Genomic DNA, 19,269 nt, shown 5'->3' with positions numbered 1-19,269 from the left:
AGGTGTAGCCAGAAAGAAAGAGTGGGTTTCCCCACTCTCGATCAGCCATGCGTATAAAACCAGTATTTCCAAAAAAATTATAGCATAACAGCCCTCCGCTGACAACCTTTGGATGACTGTGAGCCTTGACTGCACGCCTTAGAACAAGGATAGCTGGTTGGATTCTGGCAATCCTTTCAAAGCACCTTGCTCGTCCAAGAACTCCAAAATGGTCTTGGAGATGCGGGATCGGGATAGGAGGTCCTCCTTGGACAAAAACTCTCCATGCTCTCTCGCAGCTACGATGCTGATCGCCGCGTTCGTCCCTAAGCCAGGCAGGGCGTTAAATGGAGCGATCAGCGAATCTCCCTCGATCAAGAAGCGCGTGGCGTCTGATTTGTACAAATCAACGTTGGCAAAGCGGAAGCCCCGCTCTATCATTTCCAACGCCATCTCCAAAACAGTCAGCAATGCCTTTTCTTTTGGCTGTGCATCGTGTCCCTTGCCCTCGATCTCTTCAATCTTTTGCTTGATCGCAGCTGAGCCTTTGACCATCAGCGGAATGTCAAAGTCGTCTGCGCGAACAGTGAAATATGTTGCGTAAAACTCCAATGGACGATGTACCTTGAAGTATGCGATCCGCACAGCCATCATAACGTAAGCAGTCGCATGCGCCTTCGGGAACATGTACTTAATCCGCTGGCACGACTGAATATACCATTCTGGCACATTGTTATTGCGCATTTCTTCCTGATCGTCCTCAGGAACCCCTTTACCCTTACGCACGGATTCCATGATCTTAAAGGCGCGTGAAGGCTCTAGCCCTTTATAGATCAAATACACCATGATATCGTCACGACAACCAATTACGTCTGGTAGCTTGCAGGTACCGTTGCGGATCAAGTCTTGTGCGTTGTTCAACCAAACGTCCGTACCATGAGAGAGTCCAGAAATCTGAACAAGCTCGGCAAACGTTGTCGGTTTGGTGTCTTCTAGCATCTGACGTACGAATTTGGTTCCGAACTCAGGAATGCCGAGTGTCCCCATGTTCGTACCGATTTGCTCTGGTGTAACCCCCAAGGCTTCCGTCGTACTGAAGATGGACATCGTCTTTTTATCATCCAGTGGAATCGTCTTCGGGTCCATTCCCGTCAAGTCTTGCAGCATACGAATGACGGTCGGATCATCGTGTCCCAGAATATCGAGTTTTAACAAGTTGTCATGAATGGAGTGGAAGTCGAAATGGGTTGTGCGCCATTCTGACTCATTATCATCAGCCGGGAACTGAATCGGACAAAAGTCTTCAATCTCCATGTAGTCAGGTACTACGATAATACCGCCCGGATGCTGTCCTGTCGTCCTTTTTACACCTGTACAGCCGTTGACGATCCTGGATATCTCCGCATTGCGCAACGTCATGCCTCGTTCATCGGCATATTTGCGCACGTAGCCATACGCTGTTTTTTCTGCAACGGTACCAATCGTTCCTGCACGATATACGTAATCCGCTCCGAACAGCTCCTGTGTGTACTTGTGTGCACGCGGTTGATAATCACCGGAGAAGTTCAAGTCAATATCCGGTACCTTGTCTCCTTTAAAACCGAGGAACGTTTCGAACGGGATGTCCTGCCCGTCCTTGGCATACATGGTTCCACATTGCGTACATTCTTTATCCTCCAAGTCAAACCCAGAGGCGATTGAACCATCTGTAATAAACTCGCTGTGCTTGCAATTTGGGCAGCGATAGTGAGGTGGCAATGGGTTTACCTCTGTAATCTCAGACATCGTCGCAACAAAAGACGAGCCTACAGACCCACGTGAACCTACGAGGTAACCATCATTCAACGATTTCGTTACCAAACGCTGCGAAATCAAATAAATCACACCGAAGCCGTGCTTGATGATACTGTTCAATTCTTTTTCCAAGCGATGCTCAACCAGTTCGGGCAATGGGTCACCATACAACGACCTTGCTTTGTCATAGCACATTTGACGAAGCTCTTCGTCCGCCCCTTCAATGATCGGCGTGTACAGCTTGTCTGGAATCGGACTAATATCCTCAATCATATCCGCAATGGCATTCGTATTTGTTACGACAATTTCTTTTGCGGTCTCTTCCCCCAAAAAGGAGAACGCCTCTAGCATCTCTTCCGTTGTATGAAAGTAAAGCGGCGGCTGATTCCCTGCGGTTGGATCCCCTTTTGACAATAGGAAAACATCGCGGAAGATTTCATCTTGGGGATTCAGGAAGTGCACATCCCCTGTAGCAACGACCAGCTTGCCGAGCTCTTTTCCCATTTCGACGATCTTTTCATGGTAGCCTTTCATCGTCTCCAGCGAAGGAATTTCTTCATTACGCAACAGTGGTGAGTAATGAGCGACCGGCTGTAATTCCAAATAGTCGTAAAAAGCAGCAACTTCCTTCAACTCTTCAGGTGACTTACCGCGAAGAATCGATTGCATGAGTTCCCCGTCTTTACACGCCGTACCAATTAGCAAGCCTTCGCGGTATTTGGTCAGCTGGCTTCGCTGAATTCGGGGCCAACGGAAGAATGTTTCCACATGAGAACGAGTTACGAGCTTGTACAGGTTTTTGAGGCCTTCTTTATTTTGCACGAGAATCGTCGCATGGAATGGACGTCCACTCTTGTAATCCGCCTCTTCGTTGCTTTTTTCATTCAGTTCAGCAAGCGATTTGATTTCCGCTTCTTTTATGTCCTTCAACATTTGCTGGAACACGTGAGCAAGAGCCACAGTATCGTCTAACGCACGGTGAGCATTGATGAGCTCGACGTTGAACTTTTTCGCTAATGATCCCAAACGATAATTACGCATTCCTTTGTACATCAAACGAGCCAAAGGCAGCGTATCTAAAAATGAATTGCTCCATGGTTCCATGCCAATCCGTTTGGCGCAGGCGTTAATAAACGCTTTGTCAAACTCAGCATTATGCGCAACCAGGATGGCGTCACCAGTAAAATCCTTGAACTTGCGGAGTACCACATCAAGTGTCTCTTGCCCGCGGAGCATTTCGTTGGTAATCCCCGTAATCTCGGTTGTCTTTGGCCCAATTTCCAATTGCGGGTCGATCAGCTCCGTCCATTGGTCGACAATTTCTGAGCCTTTCATTTTGACAGCAGCGATCTCGATGATTGTATGCTCTGACGCGTTTAAACCCGTCGTCTCCGTATCAAACACGACGTATTCGGTATTTTCATCAATGGCAAGATTATTGTCTGCGTGCAGGTTATAAACGATATCGATACCATCCTCGACTACATATGCTTCCATACCGAGAATGCATTTGATGTTGTTCTTTTTGGCGATGGAATACGCCTCTGGAAAAGCCTGCACGACACCATGGTCAGTGACAGCAATTGCTTTATGACCCCACTTTGCTGCCGTCGAGACCAGTGATTTTACCGATGCAACGGCATCCAGCGCACTCATCGGCGTATGGCAATGGAGCTCAACGCGCTTTTCTTCCGCGTGATCTTTGCGAATGACCTGCTCAATCTGGTTCAAATCATTGGCATTCATCACGAGATCGCGTACAAATGTGTCATGCTGTACACTTCCCCGTACTTTCACCCACATACCGTCTTTCAGCAATTCAAGCATTTTCACGTCTTCTTTATCGCGAGAGAACATCTTCACTGTAAGAGAATCCGTATAGTCTGATACGTTGAACGTGAGCAAATGGCGTCCACTGCGAAGCTCTTTGACTTCTACGTTAAATACAGTTCCTTGGATGACGATACGGCGTTCCTCATCTTGAATCTCGCAAATCGGGATCGGCGCATCTTTAATTTCATAGCCCATCATGAGCGTAGTGACAGCATCAGCTTTATCAGACGATTTGTTTTCCTGTTGAACAGCCGTCATCACAACTTCGACGAGAGCACGCTCTTCCTCTTTACGTTGCTCCTCAAAGGCCTTATACGCGTCATCGCTTTCTTCCCCATGAAAAGTAAAGCGCATCGAGCAATCCGTAGCTTTCTGGAAAGCAGCCAAAAGCTCATTATCCGCTCGTTTACGCTTGGCAACCTCAACGGACATCTCCGTTGGCAAGTATACCTTGACTTCCTGTTGGTCGACTTGCTTACGCGCTTGACGCATCGTAACTGCCAAGGAGTTCAGAGCCGGCTCCAGTCCCGCCAGCAAGACGTCCCAATACTCTTCGACTACATGATCGAGAGACGGCTTTTGCAGATAGCGAAATCGGGTATCTACTTTAGCGAGATGTGAAAATGTATGCGTCAATCGCTTGGTAAAAGCTGCATAAACATCCGCTGGTATCATTCTCGGGAGGGCAAAGTGAAAAACCCATTCTTTGTTCTGCTTATATAGCTCTAGCTTTTCAATCTGAGCATCAAGAAAAAATCGCTCCACCCATTCGTCAGGAACTTCCATTTGCTTGACCAATAGGGAGAAGCGATGTTTTTGCTCTTGTAAACGGTCCACGGTTTTCCCACCTTCCCTATAAGTGAGCGTTCAAACAAGAAAAAGAGGCACTCCCCATTGATCTAGGGGAGTACCCCGTAAAAATTCGACAAAATCCTTCTTATTCCTGCATGCAACTAGTTACCGAACAAGGCAGCTCCAGTTTGGTCAACACGAGATAAGAGACCTTTTACTTCATCGACCAATTGATCCAGCTTCACATCATGTGTTTCACCGTTTTTGCGGATACGCACTTCCACTGTTCCTTCTTGTGCAGCTTTATCGGAAACCGTAATACGCAGAGGCAGTCCAATCAAATCAGCGTCTTTAAACTTCACACCAGCACGCTCAGGACGATCGTCAAACAAAACTTCTACGCCTGCCTTGCGCAATGCTTCTGTAATTTGTTCGCTAACTTGACGTTGCTCTTCTACTTTAACATTGACCGGAATCACATGCACATGGAAAGGTGCAACAGATACTGGCCAAATGATACCATTTTCATCATTATTCTGCTCGATCACTGCCGCAATTGTACGAGATACACCGATTCCGTAGCAGCCCATGATCATTGGTTGACTGCGACCGTTCTCATCCAGGTACGTAGCACCCATTGCTGTGGAGTATTTCGTACCCAGTTTGAATACGTGACCGACTTCTACACCACGTGCAAACTTGATAACACCACCAGTACGAGGGCACTCGTCACCTTCTGTAATGTTGCGCAAGTCAGCGTACTGGGAAACCGTGAAATCACGGCCAGCAACTACGTGAGTCAGATGATAGTCCGTTTCATTGGCTCCGACGACACCATCATAAACATCTTGAACAAAATTGTCCGCAATGATTTCTACTTTTTCAGGATCAATGCCAACGGGGCCAACAAATCCTGCAGGCGCTCCTGTTACCGAAACAATATCCGCTTCAGAAGCCAGTCCTACGATCGTAGCATCATACAAGTTTTTCAGCTTCACTTCATTGATCTCATGATCACCGCGCACCAGCACCATAACCAGCTTGTCGTCTACACGATAAATGAGGCTCTTGATGATTTGCTTTGCCTCGATTTGCAGTGCTTGTACCAATTGGTCGATCGTTTTGGTACCAGGCGTATGCAATTTTTCTCGAGCTGGCGCTTCTGTTGCTGGCTTTGCAGATGGCTTGTACACGACTTCTGCCTTTTCCAAGTTGGCTGCATAATCGCCTTCTTCAGAATAAGCAATCGTGTCTTCCCCAATGTCGCACAACGCCATGAATTCGTAAGTGCCTTTTCCGCCGATTGCACCTGCATCCGCTTCTACTGCACGGAAGTTCAAGCCTACACGGGTAAAGATGTTTGTGTACGCATCATACATAGCCTGGAAGTTGCGATCCAGACCTTCCTGTGACGAATCGAAAGAGTAAGCATCCTTCATAATAAACTCGCGGCAACGAATCAAACCGAAGCGTGGACGCACTTCATCACGGAACTTGGTTTGAATTTGATAAAGGTTGATCGGGAGTTTTTTGTAAGAGTTAATCTCATCACGCACGAGACTCGTAATGACTTCTTCATGGGTTGGACCCAAGGCAAAAGGACGATCATGACGGTCACGCAGGCGAACGAGCTCGGGACCGTACACATCCCAGCGACCCGTTTGATGCCACAGCTCAGCTGGTTGCATCGCTGGCATCAACAGCTCTTGTCCCCCAGCATTGTTCATTTCTTCACGCACAATCGCTTGGATTTTGTGCAGGGAACGGAGCGCCAGGGGCAGGTACGTATAAATACCGGAAGCCAGTTGGCGGGCCATACCTGCGCGGAGCAGCAGCTTGTGGCTGGCAATCTCCGCGTCGGATGGCACTTCCCGCAGGGTAGGGATCAACATTTGACTTTGCTTCAACACGTGCGTGTCCTCCTTATGCCTTATCAGCAATCAACGTGCATTATCCTACAGTTGTAGGCTTTTGCTCGTTTACTATTTCGTTAATTTCTTTCATCAGCTCTTCAAACAACTCGGTTTCTTTTACTTTCCGAACAATTTCACCATTACGGAAAATCAAGCCCTCGCCATTTCCGCCGGCAACGCCTACATCTGCTTCACGAGCTTCACCAGGGCCATTTACCGCGCAACCCATTACCGCTACTTTTAACGGTACTTTCAGCGTGGAAATGGCATCCTCGACTTTTGTTGCCAAGCCGATCAGGTCAATTGCGCATCGACCGCAAGATGGGCATGCAATGACCACTGGATCGTTGTTCACGATATCCAAGCTGCGAAGGATTTGTTTTGCTACTTTAATTTCTTCAACAGGATCAGCCGTCAGGGATACGCGAATGGTGTCACCAATTCCCATCGACAATACCGTTCCGATTCCAACTGAAGACTTAATGCTGCCGGAGAACTGTGTACCTGCTTCTGTTACACCGACGTGCAGCGGATAGTTGCGTTTCTGTGCCATCAACGAATATGTTTGGATCATCGTTGGAACATCGGAAGACTTCAAGGAAATGACGATGTTGTCGTAGTTCAAGTCTTCCAGAATTTGCACGTGGTCTATCGCACTTTCTACGATCGCTTCCGGAGAAGGGTACCCGTATTTTTCCAAAAGTCTTCTCTCTACTGAACCGGAGTTGACCCCGATACGGATCGGAACATTGCGCTCACGGCACGCTTCCACAACGCGTTGCGTTTTTTCTTTCGAACCGATGTTGCCTGGGTTGATACGAATTTTATCAATCCCGCTCTCCAGCGCAATCAATGCCAGCTTGTGGTCGAAATGAATGTCGGCAACGAGCGGCAACGGGGAGCGTTCTTTAATTTTTTTGATGGCACGGGCTGCATCTTCGTTGATGACGGCCAAGCGAACAATTTGGCAACCGACATCATGCAGTCTCTGAATCTCAGCCAGAGTTTTTTCTACATCACGCGTGTCTGCTGTCGTCATTGACTGGATGACTACGCTTTTTTGGCCCCCGATTTGCACTCCACCTACAAAAACCGGTTTCGTCTCCTCGCGCTTGAACATTTTGCACCATCCTTTTAGGTATGTCTGTTTTTCTCTCTATCGTGTTAGTACGTGATTAGGAGAACAATCGTTGCAGATCATTCCACGTCACTACCAAAATCAGCAACATCAAAAAGGCAAAGCCCAAGAAATGTACCATTCCTTCTTTATGCGGGTCAATAGGTCGACCACGCAGCGCCTCTACTCCCAAGAATGCGAGACGTCCGCCATCCAAGGCTGGCAGCGGCAACAGATTGAACAATCCAAGGTTAATGCTCAATACTGCAGCCCATTTCAAAAGAATCGCCATACCTTGTTGAGCAACCTCTCCAGTCATCTTGAAAATACCGACCGGACCACTCAAGTCCTTCAGTCCATATTCACCCGTTACGAGCATTCCCAAGCTTTTCAGGATCATCATCGTAAACTCGTAAGTGGACGTTGCACCGTATTTGAGAACTTCTCCTGGGGCAAACGTGAGTGCATTGGTCACCATGATTTTGCCTACGTTGTTTTCGTCTTTCCCTACTTTAACTGGCACAGTCATACGCTGGCCATTGCGCTCGTACTCAAATGTTAATTGTTGGTCCGGCGCTTTGCTAATCTTCTCTACAACGTCTTTCCACGAGGATACAGGCTGACCTTGAATCGCGATCACCTTATCACCTGGCAATAATCCAGCTTGAGCAGCAGGTCCTCCAGGGATCACATTCCCCAGATAGCTGCCATTCGGTACGCCGTACAAGAAGCCGATCACGATAAACAAAACAAACGCCAGCAAAAAGTTGGCTGCAGGTCCTGCAAAAATCGCCCAAAAACGTTGTGAAACTGTCTTACCTTTGAACTGTCTGTTCAGAGGGGCAATCTGTACTTCTTGTCCATCCTTGACCAGTTGAGCCTGAGGATGAACAGCAAACGTCTTCTGCTCTCCATCTAGTTCAAGCACAATATTTAAATTTTGCTCCAGATCAAATTGTACCACCGTACCGGTGATCGCACGAGCAGAACCAGAACTTGGCCCATCGAGCAAAATATGTGTGACCTTTCCTAACGCATCCCGCTCCAAGCTTACTTCCATGTGCGGTTTCAACATATCCATCTCCGGGTCTTCCCCCGCCATGCGAACAAGACCACCGATGGGTAAAAGGCGTAAGGTGTATTCCGTTTCTCCCCGCTTCACGCGAAAAATTTTTGGCCCCATTCCCAGTGCAAATTCACGACATAAGATCCCTGCCTTCTTGGCCAGAAGGAAGTGTCCTAGTTCGTGCACAAAGACAAGTACCCCAAATACAACTACAATCGCGAGAATTGATTCAACGGAATCCAGGTTGGGCAAAGGCAAGTGAACAGCCACCTTTCTGTCAAGTATCTAACACTCATATTCCTTAGATGGAGACGAGCGCATAAGAGCGTGCCCACTCATCAGCTGCAAAAATATCTGCAAGCTCTGGACTCGCTACACCAGGGTGAGCTTCGCAAGTTTTTCGGACGACCTTTTCGATGTCTAAAAAACTGATCGCTCCCTTTAAGAACCTATCAACTGCGACTTCATTGGCTGCATTCAGTACTGCAGTATGCGTACCTCCTGCCATGCCACACTCATACGCTAATTTTAACAGAGGATAACGCTCATAATCCATGGCTGCAAAATGAAGCGTGGCGATCTTGACCAAATCAAGTGGTTCCGTAGGTAGTTCTTTTCTGATGGGATAGCTCATGGCGTACTGAATCGGAACCTTCATATCAGGCGTACCGAGTTGGGCCATGACCGCTCTGTCTTTGTATTCTACCATAGAGTGTATGATACTTTCATAATGCAATACGCATTCGATTTGCTCATAAGGTAAATCGAACAGCCAATGAGCCTCGATCACTTCAAAACCTTTGTTCATCATGGTAGCAGAATCGATGGTAATTTTTGCACCCATGCTCCAATTCGGATGAGCCAATGCCTGCTCTACAGTCACTTGCTGTAGATCCTCGCGAGAGAGGTGACGGAAGGAACCTCCTGAAGCGGTCAAAATAACCCGCGCCACATCTTCCTTGCGTTCGCCTTGCAGACATTGGTAGACAGCTGAATGCTCGCTGTCTACTGGAATAATCGAGATACCTTTTTCTTTTGCTCGTTTCATGACGACAGGGCCAGCGCTCACCAGTGTCTCTTTGTTGGCCAGTCCAATTGTTTTTCCCGCCTCTATCGCAGCGAGTGTAGGTGCGACCCCTACACTGCCGACAACCGCGGTCATAACGAAATTGGCAGCTTCATGACGGGCAACCAGTTCCAATCCTTCCGCCCCGTAAACGATTTCTGGTTGAGACTTACCCGCCAATCTATCTCGCAGTTCAACGGCAGCCTTCTCATTTCCCACAGAAACGAGCTCGGGCTTGAATTTTTCCACCTGGCGTGTCAATAGATCCACGTTTGTTCCGGCAGCCATAGCCACCACCGAAAAATCCTCTGGATGCTGGTCTACGACTTCAAGCGTGCTCGTTCCAACTGACCCCGTTGAACCTAAGAGCGCTATTTTTTTCACGGATTTCACCCTCTATATCTCTTTCTATATGCAAAAGGTTTTAGACAATACCTAATAGATGTAGAACCGGAAAGACGAGCAAAAAGCTATCAAAGCGATCCAAAACGCCCCCGTGACCCGGAATGAGCTGTCCTGAATCTTTTACATGGAAATGTCTCTTGAAAGCCGACTCAACCAAATCACCCAATTGCCCGACGATCCCCGCAACAAGTGCGATGGTCAAAGCCTGATCAATCGCAAAATGTCCGAAGCTTGCATTGATGGAAAGAACAATCAGGACAGAAGCAACGAGACCTCCTAAGGCTCCCTCTACCGTCTTGTTTGGACTTATTTCTGGCCAAAGTTTACGCTTACCTATTGCTTTTCCGACAAAATAGGCGCCCGAATCAGTCGACCATATTCCCATAATGACCATGACCGTCAGCATGAATCCTTCAGGTAGGTTTCGGGTAGCGGCCATGTAAGTAAAACCGTAGCCTATGTATAACGCCCCCACCAACGTAAGGGCGACGTGTTCAATGTGAAACTGATTTTTCCGTAAAACGGAGTAAATCAACAAGAGCAGGATGACGGGCAGCATCAGATCCGGCATGCTGATACTGAGCCAATCCGAAAATAATAGAGACGGCCACAAAATGCTTAACATCAATACATATCCGAGCAATCCTGCCAAATAAAATGACTGAATGCCAGCCATTCTCATAAATTCAAAATAGCCAATGACAGCCAGTAAAAACACCAAAAGTGAGTACCAAACTCCACCAGCATACATCAATAATAGAAAACCAGCCCCACCAATCAGGCCTGTTATTATACGTTGCTTCAACTGATTCCACCTCTCGGCTATACCGCCCCGTAGCGACGAGCTCGGCCTTGGTATTCCACGATTGCTTGATAAAAATGTTCACGGGTAAAATCAGGCCACAGCACATCCGTAAACCATAATTCTGTATATGCCAATTGCCACAGCATAAAGTTACTCAAGCGAATCTCTCCACTTGTGCGAATCAAGAGGTCTGGATCGGGAATTTCGCTTGTATACAGGTAGCTCGATATCAATTCCTCAGTCAGTTGCTCTGGTTGAAGCTCACCTGCTTTTACTTGTGCTGCCATCACTGAAAATGCTTTTGCAAGTTCATCTCGCCCGCCATAGTTCAGGGCAAAATTCAATTGCAAACCGCTATTGTCCTTCGTTTTCTCTTCTGCTTCCAGCAACGCTTTCAACGTATGAGAAGGCAGCTCGCTTTTACTGCCCAGCATGCGTATGCGGACACCACGTTCTATTAATTCATCCAATTCTGTCGACAAAAATTCCTGCGGAAGTTTCATGAGAAAATCCACTTCATCGCGTGGACGCTTCCAGTTTTCGGTAGAGAATGCGTACATCGTCATATAACGAACGCCGATCTCGTCTGCAACCTTCACGACTTCTTTTACTGCTTTCATACCTGCACGGTGCCCGGCAACCCGGGGTAAACTGCGCTTACTGGCCCAACGACCGTTGCCATCCATAATAATTGCCACATGCTCCGGAATTTTACCGGAACGATCGAACTCGGCTGGCTCCGATTGCTTTTCTTTGCGGCCCCATTTGCGCGCCAGATGTTCTAACATAAAGTGTTCCCCCGTAATGAGAGATATAGACGTACATCCCCCTCAAACGAGGGGGATTACCATTACCTATACTTCCAAAATGTCTTTCTCTTTGTCTTTGACGACCTTGTCAACTTCAGCAATGAATTTATCCGTTGTTTTTTGGATAGTTTCTTGGTGACGACGGGAATCGTCTTCAGAAATGGTAGCAGCCTTTTCCAGCTTTTTAATTTCATCGTTTGCATCACGACGGATGTTACGAATCGCTACCTTTGCTTCTTCTCCACCTTTTCCAGCCAGCTTCACGAGCTCTTTGCGACGCTCTTCTGTGAGTGGAGGAATCATCAGGCGGATAATCACGCCATCGTTGGATGGAGAAATTCCCAAATCCGATTGCTGCAGCGCACGGTCAATTTCTTTGAGCGCTGTTTTATCCCATGGCTGGATAATCAGCATACGTGGTTCTGGTACGCTGATGTTAGCCAATTGGCTAATCGGTGTTGGAGTGCCGTAATAGTCTACTGTAACACGATCCAGCATCGCTGGGTTCGCACGTCCTGCACGCAGGCTGGACATGTCTTTTTTCAAAGCATTGATCGCCTTATTCATGCGATCTTCCATGTCTTTTAGCACAGTTTGAGGCATAATTATTCCCCTTTCACTAGAGTACCGATTTTGTCGCCCATTACTGCCCGACGAATATTGCCTTCTTCAGAAATGTTAAAGACGATCAATGGAATACTGTTATCCATGCACAGGCTGGATGCTGTAGAATCCATGACACCTAAACCTTTGTTCAGCACTTCCAGGAATGTCAACTGGTCGTACTTCTTAGCATTCGGGTCAAGACTTGGGTCTGCAGAGTACACACCATCTACCTTGTTTTTCGCCATCAGGATTACTTCAGCTTCAATCTCAGCTGCACGCAGAGCAGCAGTCGTATCCGTTGAAAAGTAAGGGTTACCAGTACCGGCAGCGAAGATGACCACGCGCATTTTTTCTAAATGACGAATGGCACGACGGCGTATGTATGGTTCTGCTACCTGTCTCATCTCAATCGAGGTTTGAACACGAGTCGGGACGTTCACTTTTTCTAACCCATCCTGCAAGGCGAGTGAGTTCATAATTGTGGCCAGCATCCCCATGTAATCGGCTGTTGCCCGATCCATTCCTTTAGAGCTGCCGGAAAGTCCGCGCCAGATGTTACCTCCTCCGACGACTACTGCGACTTGTACACCCAATTCTACGATTTCCTTGATCTGGTTAGCGACGGAGAAAATAACCTTTGGGTCAATACCATACCCTAAGTCCCCCGCCAAAGCTTCCCCACTCAACTTTAACACAACCCGTTTATAGGCAGGAAGTGGCATGTGAAACGGCCTCCATTCATGAATCATTCTCTGTGCCCAGTCTTCATTCCTTCTACAAGGGTACAGGTACACATTGCTCTTTACATGCAGAGAGTTTCACACTAAGTGAAACTCTCGCTTTGAAAATAGGGAACACGAAGGTGTTCCCTATAACCTTTATTATTGCTTATTAACTTGTGCCATAACTTCAGCAGCGAAGTCTTCTTGTTTTTTCTCGATACCTTCGCCTACTTGGAAGCGAGTGAATCCTTTCAAGGTAGCACCTGCTTCTTTCAGCAGAACAGCTACTTTCTTGTCAGGATCTTTTACGAATGGTTGCTCAACCAGTACGTATTCTTCGAAGAATTTGGAGAGGCGGCCTTCTACCATTTTCTCAACGATGTTAGCAGGTTTGCCTTCAGCCAGCGCTTGGTTCTTCAGAACTTCACGCTCGCGCTCGATCTCATCAGTGGAAACTTCATCACGGTTAGCAAAACGAGGGTTAGACGCTGCTGCGTGCATGCCCAGGTCGCGAGCCAGTGTTTCGTCTTGTGTACCTTCCAAAGTAACCAGAACGCCGATACGGCCACCCATGTGCAGGTAAGCACCGAAAGCACCGTTGTCTGTTTTCTCGGAGAGTGCAAAACGACGGAAGGAGATGTTTTCTCCAATAGTCGCGATTTTCTCGTTGATTACATGAGCCAAAGTCTCGCCAGCACCTTTGAAAGGTTGCTCCAGAGCTTCTTCAACAGATGCAGGACGTTGGGATACAACGTGCTCAGCGATGTCTTTAACAAGGGTTTGGAACTCAGGGTTTTTACCAACGAAGTCAGTTTCGCAGTTTACTTCTACAACTGCTGCAACGTTTCCAGCTACCGCAGTTGCAGTCAAACCTTCAGCTGCAATACGTCCGGATTTTTTCGCTGCTTTCGCTACACCGCGCTCACGGAGCAAGTCAATTGCTTTTTCCATGTCGCCTGCTGTTTCTTCCAACGCGCGTTTGCAATCCATCATACCTGCGCCTGTACGCTCGCGCAGTTCTTTAACCGCTTGTGCACTAATTGCCATTGAGTGAAACCTCCTCGGAAAGTTACGATCCTATTATAGTCGAAAAGCAAATCGCCTGCTAACACCTCAGCGACGCTAATCAGCAAAAAAGGATGGACGGGGGTTCTGACACCCTCAGTCCACCCTTTAACACACATGCTTACGCAGTTGTTGTTGCTTGTTGCTCTGTACCTTGGTTTCCTTCTTGCAGAGCGTCTGCCATTTTAGCAGTGAGCAATTTCACAGCGCGAATTGCGTCATCGTTACCTGGGATCACATAATCGATTTCATCTGGATCGCAGTTAGTATCTACGATCGCTACGATTGGGATACCCAATTTACGAGCTTCTGCTACAGCGATGCGCTCTTTACGAGGATCGATGACGAACAGAGCGTCAGGCAGTTTATCCATGTGAGCGATACCGCCCAAGAATTTTTCCAGACGATCCATTTCTTTGCGCAGAACGATAACTTCTTTCTTAGGCAATACTTCGAAAGTACCATCGTTTTCCATACGCTTCAGCTCAGCCAAGCGAGAAGTGCGTTTTTTGATAGTAGTGAAGTTTGTCAGAGTACCACCCAACCAACGTTGGTTGATGAAGTAGTGACCTGTGCGTTCTGCTTCTTCTTTAACGGATTCTTGTGCTTGTTTCTTCGTACCAACGAAGAGCACTTTACCGCCGTCTTGAGCGAGTTCACGTACGAAGTTGTACGCTTCCTCTACTTTTTTAACGGTTTTTTGCAGGTCGATAATGTAGATTCCGTTACGTTCGGTGAAGATATAGCGAGCCATTTTCGGGTTCCAACGACGAGTTTGGTGACCGAAGTGTACACCAGCCTCGAGCAATTGTTTCATCGAAATTACTGCCATATTTCACACCTCCTTCAAAAATGGTTTTTGTGATGCCTACCTCCGTCTCACCGCATGTTCCAAGCAATTCTGCCATAGGCAGCACCGTTGCCGGAATTGGTGGACGTGCGATTTCAACACCGTAAATGAATATATCATATGGGAGTTTCAATTGCAACAAACGAATTCCATTTATTTCGCAAAAAAAGTTTTGAGCCTTCTTGGCAGACGACAAATGGACACATTTGGTTACATTGAAAAAACCGCCTATTTTTTAGGCGGCGTTGTTATCAACTTGACGATATCTGCTTCCTTAGCAGCGGTCGACACTTCATAGGTACCGACACGAATACGATTTAGCTTGTCGCTTGCACGTAGCTGGGCCACAAATTGATTGTCGGCAGGAAGAATTCCTTCCTTGACTAGAACCTGCGCTACATCTTCTGCAGTTGCTTTGTAAGGTACAGTGAAAGATACCTTCTTGTCTGCTACTGGTGCTTCCACAGTCGGAGCTTTAGGAGCCACCGTATTGGGTGACGTTGGTGTCTGCGTATTCGGTACGGTTGGAGTAGGCTGGCCGTCCTTACTCACTGGATTCGTTGGCGGAATCACCTTTTGCTCTGATGAAGCTGCAGGTGTTGTAGGCTGTACAGCTGACGTTTGCGGTTGCTTTGTCACAGGCGCCACTGGGGCCTTAGGCACTCCAGGAGCTGGCTGTACGTTCACCTTCTTTTCTTCCTGCCACTGTTTGTATTCTTCTCCTGTAAGTACGACCATTTCCAGCTCTTGTGCAGCTTCTTTCATTTGATCGACAGTCATGGCTGGGGCTTGCGCAGTTTGCTTAGGCGCTAACAGTCCGATAATGGAGGTAGCCACTATCAGTCCTGCTCCAAATCCAAATAACAGCTCTTGTTTACGCATCGGCAAGACCTCGCTCATGCCTGTCAGCCAAGGAAAAGATCAAATCGATTTCCCCTCTGCCGGCACCGAGTCGTTTTGCGATCTCATCCCGAGACAAACCTTCTTTACTCAGCTCAAAGGCACGGCGATAACGTTCTCGCAGTGCCAGCATATCCACCTCTTGAGCTTGAGGTGCTGGTTCTATCCTATTCGTATCCTTTGGAGCTTCTTGCTTATGAGTTTCACTCTTTTTCCATTGTTCTTCCACATTGTCTAATCGCTTGCTCAAACTAGCAATATCCTCGAGAAGATCCGCTCTCATTTCCTGCCATTCTGCAGCAAGCAGATTGGTTTCTTGCTTTACCTGTTTTTGAAGACGCTGCACGCTTTTTTCGAGCTCGTCTTTGTCCGTCGTGCGTTGTGTCGGTATTGAGGAAAAGGAGTCAACAGGCTGCTTCTTTTTAATGACAAAAGCAAGAAGCATGCTGATCATTCCTGCTCCAATCAGGATGGGATACACTACGTCCATGTTGTCCACCTTTATTTCTGGCTTGACTTCGTTTATAAAGAAATATCTATAATACGTCCACGCAATGGATCTCTCATGAGATCAGCATTCGCAGATACACCTTCGCTCGATTCGGACAATTGACTTCCAGCGGATTCTTTTTTGTCCTGATGTTCTTGCTGTCCTTGCTTTTTTTCTCGTTCGCGTATCTGGTTCTTTTGTGATTGCTCAAGATCGCTCGGGCGCTGGCGCATATGTTCATCCAGGTCTCTTCGCTGATCAATCATTGATTGTTGTTCATGTATGGTTCGTTGTTGCTGATGCTCCTGAATTCGGCTGACTTCTAGCGTGCGTGGTATTGCCACCTGCAATTCAACCGCTTTCAAACTCATATGGCCCCAACTCCCTTTGTCACACTAAGTATGTAAGCATCCTGGATTAGATAAGAGTTGCAGTGCTAATTTCACCGTCCAGCACAATAAATCGCGTTCTCGCATACTCGTGCTTGATAAAGTGCACCAGTTTTCCAAACGTCATTTTAATTCCTGGATACATCACATGATATGCCTCAATAGCTGATGGTCCTTCCCCTTTCAGCTCGAGTTCAATATCATTTCTGCGTGCTTCTAATTCCTTGCTTTCTTTTTCCAGAACCAGACGAGTATTGGTTAGCTTGATTTGCATGAGACGTTTGTCTGCTGGAAGTTCTTTGCTGACTTGAAGGATCTGATTAATAACGCCTAGGCCTTGATCTGTTTTGCGTAAATTTTCATACACATTTTGTAGTTCTTTTTGAATGTTCGCCAGTTCTTGTCTTAATTCCGGTTTGACTCCTACTTCGAGTATCGTAGGAGTGGCGCTGCTGTTCCCAAATACTCGAGCGACAATCTTTTCCCCAGCTTGCAACACGCCGCCAATGATGAAGCCTTTTGCCCCTTTGCAAATGATTTGCTTTCCGGCTCGTACGGTTGAGAACATGATGCTTTGAGAAACAATCACTTGATTCCCAGCCGTTACATTGGCGTTTTGGATAAAGGAGGTCCGGACATCTTTCCCCGCTACAATGCAGCCTTTGTCCTGGGCAACAATCCCGCTTTTGATTTCAATGGAGCCTTCTGCGTACAACTCGGCCCCTTCTACACTACCAAGTACGCGTATATCTCCTGATGACTTTACGCGAAAGCCATTCAATACGTTCCCGCGAATGACCACCGTTCCCACAAAATCAATATTGCCAACACCAAAATCAACATCCCCGTTTACTTCAAATACGGGAAACACGTTCATTTTTGCCTGTTCCGTAAAGGAGACTTGTCCGTCAATAGCGGCGTATAGCATTGTCCGCTCTTGATTAAGCACAACATTTTTCCCAGGCTTCATGTTTATTTCCTTGCCGGCTTTGGGAGCGATGGGCTCTCCGGTAACTGCTGTGCCTGGTTGTCCCTGGCTTGCTGGTATTTTACGTGCCAAGAGTTGCCCTTTTGCCACATTAGGGATTGTCGTCACATTATAAAAATCAACACGGCCATCCTCTAGCTCTCTTGGACCTTCCCCTTCATTAATAGATGCCAAATAGGGGTACTCGATAGTCCCATCTGTTCCAGCCACAGGTGCAATCCCCAGAGCAACCTTTACTCTCGCGTTTGCATACTTCGCAGGTAAGGTACATAAGTTCTGAACTACATCATCGAGAATTCCATACTTCACATTGCTTGTTTGTAATGCTTTGTATACATCTGTTTCCAAGATGACAATTTCGTCGATATCTTGTTCGTCCACACGGAGAAGTAACTCAGCCTCCAATTTATCAGCTGAAATTCTTACTTCTATTTTATATTTCCCGATCCCTTCCATCATTCTACCCCTCTCAAGCTTGGGTAATGTCCCCTTACATCAATTGCGATTTCCATCTGGACAACGCAGAACGAAGTCGGAAAAGAGCTTTGGAGTGCAACTGGGATATTCTTGAAGGTGACAAGCTCATGATTTCCGCAATTTCTGATAAGGTCATTTCTTCAAAATAAAACAAGGAGACAACCAATCGTTCCTTTTCAGGCAATTTGTCGATGACCGTTACAAGAACCTCTTTTAAGCTGGATACTTCCGCCACATTATCAGGGCGAGGTGTGAGCTCGTCGATGATATACGAATGTCTTGCTGTTTTTTGTTCGTCCTCATCCCCTACTGCCTCATCGATAGAAACCATGCTGGCAAGAGAGGTTTCCAAGAAAACCTGTTGAAGCTCCTTTTTGCTTATTCCCAGATAATCAGACACTTCTTGATCGGTTGGCATTCGCAGCATTTGCTGTTCCAATGTGGTGTATGCTTCTTCGATTTTTTTGGCCTTGTCTCGAACAGTACGAGGGATCCAGTCGTTCTCGCGTAGTCCATCGATCATTGCACCACGAATCCGCCACATGGCGTACGTCTCAAATTGGAGACCCCGGGTATGATCGAATTTAGCCAAAGCGTCCAATAGCCCAAAGCGCCCATAACTAATCAAGTCATCCTTGTCCACATTAGCTGGCAGATTAATTGCCAACCGATTTGCCACCTTATCTACCAGTGGCAAAAACCGCGTGATCAAGTCAACCTCCGCCTCGCGACTTCCCTCTTGCTTCCACATGACCCATTTATCGAACTCTTTTGCTTTTTCTTGACTGGTTAGCCGTGCCACGAATAGTCACCAACCTTTACTCATCTGATAAGCGCCTAACGACCTCTGCAACGGTGGCTGGATCCTCAGTAGGATGAATCCTTTCCATCTTGTTGATCGAGAGTGGTGCAAATGTTTGATCTTCCTGTTCCAATTGTTGTCCAATTTCCAGAATGACCCCACCTTCTGCTAGAGGAGAGCTTGTCCCCTCTAGCGTGTCCGTAACCATTGGTGGAGTAGATGACTGTATGAACGTTGCGAGCAGCCAACGAATTGGAAATGCAGCGAGGAAGAATAGGACAAATGCGATACCTGCTCTCTCCAGTGATACGAGCCAGACATTACTCGCCACAGCCGTACCCAGCGTCACAAGAAATGCGAGCATTCCTAATCCAAAATTAATCCAAATGGTTCCTAACATT

At 47.1% G+C, this 19,269-nt stretch carries 17 protein-coding genes; all 17 read right to left on the bottom strand.

Annotated elements, in window-relative coordinates; all coding sequences use genetic code 11:
* Positions 1-138 precede the first annotated feature (138 nt).
* The 17 genes from HP399_RS13225 to HP399_RS13145 all read right to left on the bottom strand — a co-directional run bounded on the left by HP399_RS13225 (position 139) and on the right by HP399_RS13145 (position 19,268).
* Positions 139-4,443, bottom strand: coding sequence for a PolC-type DNA polymerase III (locus HP399_RS13225; RefSeq protein WP_173617445.1), 4,305 nt, complete (start codon positions 4,441-4,443; stop codon positions 139-141).
* Between the two features lie 116 nt (positions 4,444-4,559).
* A complete protein-coding gene (locus tag HP399_RS13220; RefSeq protein WP_173617519.1) occupies positions 4,560-6,305 on the bottom strand; it encodes a proline--tRNA ligase in 1,746 nt (581 codons plus the stop codon).
* Between the two features lie 43 nt (positions 6,306-6,348).
* Positions 6,349-7,431: a flavodoxin-dependent (E)-4-hydroxy-3-methylbut-2-enyl-diphosphate synthase gene (ispG, locus tag HP399_RS13215; protein WP_007719240.1), complete on the bottom strand. Its 1,083-nt coding sequence runs from the start codon at positions 7,429-7,431 to the stop codon at positions 6,349-6,351.
* 55 nt (positions 7,432-7,486) lie between these two features.
* Positions 7,487-8,752 (bottom strand): RIP metalloprotease RseP, encoded by a 1,266-nt coding sequence (gene rseP, locus HP399_RS13210; protein WP_173617444.1) that lies wholly within the window; start codon positions 8,750-8,752, stop codon positions 7,487-7,489.
* 43 nt (positions 8,753-8,795) lie between these two features.
* Positions 8,796-9,944, bottom strand: coding sequence for a 1-deoxy-D-xylulose-5-phosphate reductoisomerase (locus HP399_RS13205; RefSeq protein WP_173617443.1), 1,149 nt, complete (start codon positions 9,942-9,944; stop codon positions 8,796-8,798).
* Between the two features lie 40 nt (positions 9,945-9,984).
* Positions 9,985-10,770, bottom strand: a complete 786-nt coding sequence (locus HP399_RS13200) for a phosphatidate cytidylyltransferase (protein WP_007719247.1) — start codon at positions 10,768-10,770, stop codon at positions 9,985-9,987.
* Between the two features lie 17 nt (positions 10,771-10,787).
* On the bottom strand, positions 10,788-11,558 hold the full coding sequence (locus HP399_RS13195) for an undecaprenyl pyrophosphate synthase (protein ID WP_173617442.1): 771 nt from the start codon (positions 11,556-11,558) through the stop codon (positions 10,788-10,790).
* Between the two features lie 66 nt (positions 11,559-11,624).
* Positions 11,625-12,182 carry a ribosome recycling factor gene (gene frr / locus HP399_RS13190; protein WP_173617441.1) on the bottom strand — a complete coding sequence of 186 codons (558 nt, stop codon included), beginning with the start codon at positions 12,180-12,182 and terminating at the stop codon, positions 11,625-11,627.
* Between the two features lie 2 nt (positions 12,183-12,184).
* Positions 12,185-12,907, bottom strand: coding sequence for a UMP kinase (pyrH, locus tag HP399_RS13185; protein ID WP_007719254.1), 723 nt, complete (start codon positions 12,905-12,907; stop codon positions 12,185-12,187).
* Positions 12,908-13,066: 159 nt separating this feature from the next.
* On the bottom strand, positions 13,067-13,954 hold the full coding sequence (gene tsf / locus HP399_RS13180; RefSeq protein WP_173617440.1) for a translation elongation factor Ts: 888 nt from the start codon (positions 13,952-13,954) through the stop codon (positions 13,067-13,069).
* 139 nt (positions 13,955-14,093) lie between these two features.
* On the bottom strand, positions 14,094-14,804 hold the full coding sequence (rpsB, locus tag HP399_RS13175) for a 30S ribosomal protein S2 (protein ID WP_069849249.1): 711 nt from the start codon (positions 14,802-14,804) through the stop codon (positions 14,094-14,096).
* Between the two features lie 246 nt (positions 14,805-15,050).
* Complete coding sequence (locus HP399_RS13170) at positions 15,051-15,704, bottom strand: DUF908 domain-containing protein (protein WP_228088511.1); 654 nt, start codon at positions 15,702-15,704, stop codon at positions 15,051-15,053.
* Complete coding sequence (locus HP399_RS13165) at positions 15,697-16,212, bottom strand: DUF6115 domain-containing protein (RefSeq protein ID WP_217367496.1); 516 nt, start codon at positions 16,210-16,212, stop codon at positions 15,697-15,699. Before HP399_RS13165 ends, HP399_RS13170 begins: the two co-directional genes overlap by 8 nt.
* Before the next feature lie 32 nt (positions 16,213-16,244).
* Complete coding sequence (locus tag HP399_RS13160; RefSeq protein WP_173617437.1) at positions 16,245-16,583, bottom strand: hypothetical protein; 339 nt, start codon at positions 16,581-16,583, stop codon at positions 16,245-16,247.
* Between the two features lie 46 nt (positions 16,584-16,629).
* Entirely contained in the window at positions 16,630-18,048 is a 1,419-nt protein-coding gene (locus HP399_RS13155) for a flagellar assembly protein A (RefSeq protein ID WP_173617436.1), read from the bottom strand.
* A 31-nt stretch (positions 18,049-18,079) separates the two neighbouring features.
* Positions 18,080-18,868, bottom strand: coding sequence for a FliA/WhiG family RNA polymerase sigma factor (locus HP399_RS13150; protein WP_144614567.1), 789 nt, complete (start codon positions 18,866-18,868; stop codon positions 18,080-18,082).
* Positions 18,869-18,884: 16 nt separating this feature from the next.
* The gene (locus tag HP399_RS13145) at positions 18,885-19,268 is read right to left on the bottom strand and encodes a hypothetical protein (protein ID WP_173617435.1); all 384 of its coding nucleotides are present in this window, start codon (positions 19,266-19,268) and stop codon (positions 18,885-18,887) included.
* Between the last annotated feature and the right edge of the window lies 1 nt (position 19,269).

This window comes from Brevibacillus sp. DP1.3A (assembly GCF_013284245.2).
Lineage (GTDB): Bacteria > Bacillota > Bacilli > Brevibacillales > Brevibacillaceae > Brevibacillus.
The sequence above is the reverse complement of the archived record's forward strand: the minus strand, read 5'-3'. Positions and strand labels throughout refer to the sequence as shown.

What these genes read in the sequence shown, in the direction of transcription:
- rpsB (WP_069849249.1), bottom strand. Translation starts at nt 14,804, where the DNA reads ATGGCAGTAATTTCGATGAAACAATTGCTCGAGGCTGGTGTACACTTC.
- HP399_RS13145 (WP_173617435.1), bottom strand. Translation starts at nt 19,268, where the DNA reads ATGTTAGGAACCATTTGGATTAATTTTGGATTAGGAATGCTCGCATTT.
- pyrH (WP_007719254.1), bottom strand. Translation starts at nt 12,907, where the DNA reads ATGCCACTTCCTGCCTATAAACGGGTTGTGTTAAAGTTGAGTGGGGAA.
- HP399_RS13155 (WP_173617436.1), bottom strand. Translation starts at nt 18,048, where the DNA reads ATGATGGAAGGGATCGGGAAATATAAAATAGAAGTAAGAATTTCAGCT.
- frr (WP_173617441.1), bottom strand. Translation starts at nt 12,182, where the DNA reads ATGCCTCAAACTGTGCTAAAAGACATGGAAGATCGCATGAATAAGGCG.
- HP399_RS13160 (WP_173617437.1), bottom strand. Translation starts at nt 16,583, where the DNA reads ATGAGTTTGAAAGCGGTTGAATTGCAGGTGGCAATACCACGCACGCTA.
- HP399_RS13195 (WP_173617442.1), bottom strand. Translation starts at nt 11,558, where the DNA reads ATGTTAGAACATCTGGCGCGCAAATGGGGCCGCAAAGAAAAGCAATCG.
- HP399_RS13170 (WP_228088511.1), bottom strand. Translation starts at nt 15,704, where the DNA reads ATGCGTAAACAAGAGCTGTTATTTGGATTTGGAGCAGGACTGATAGTG.
- tsf (WP_173617440.1), bottom strand. Translation starts at nt 13,954, where the DNA reads ATGGCAATTAGTGCACAAGCGGTTAAAGAACTGCGCGAGCGTACAGGC.
- ispG (WP_007719240.1), bottom strand. Translation starts at nt 7,431, where the DNA reads ATGTTCAAGCGCGAGGAGACGAAACCGGTTTTTGTAGGTGGAGTGCAA.
- HP399_RS13165 (WP_217367496.1), bottom strand. Translation starts at nt 16,212, where the DNA reads ATGGACGTAGTGTATCCCATCCTGATTGGAGCAGGAATGATCAGCATG.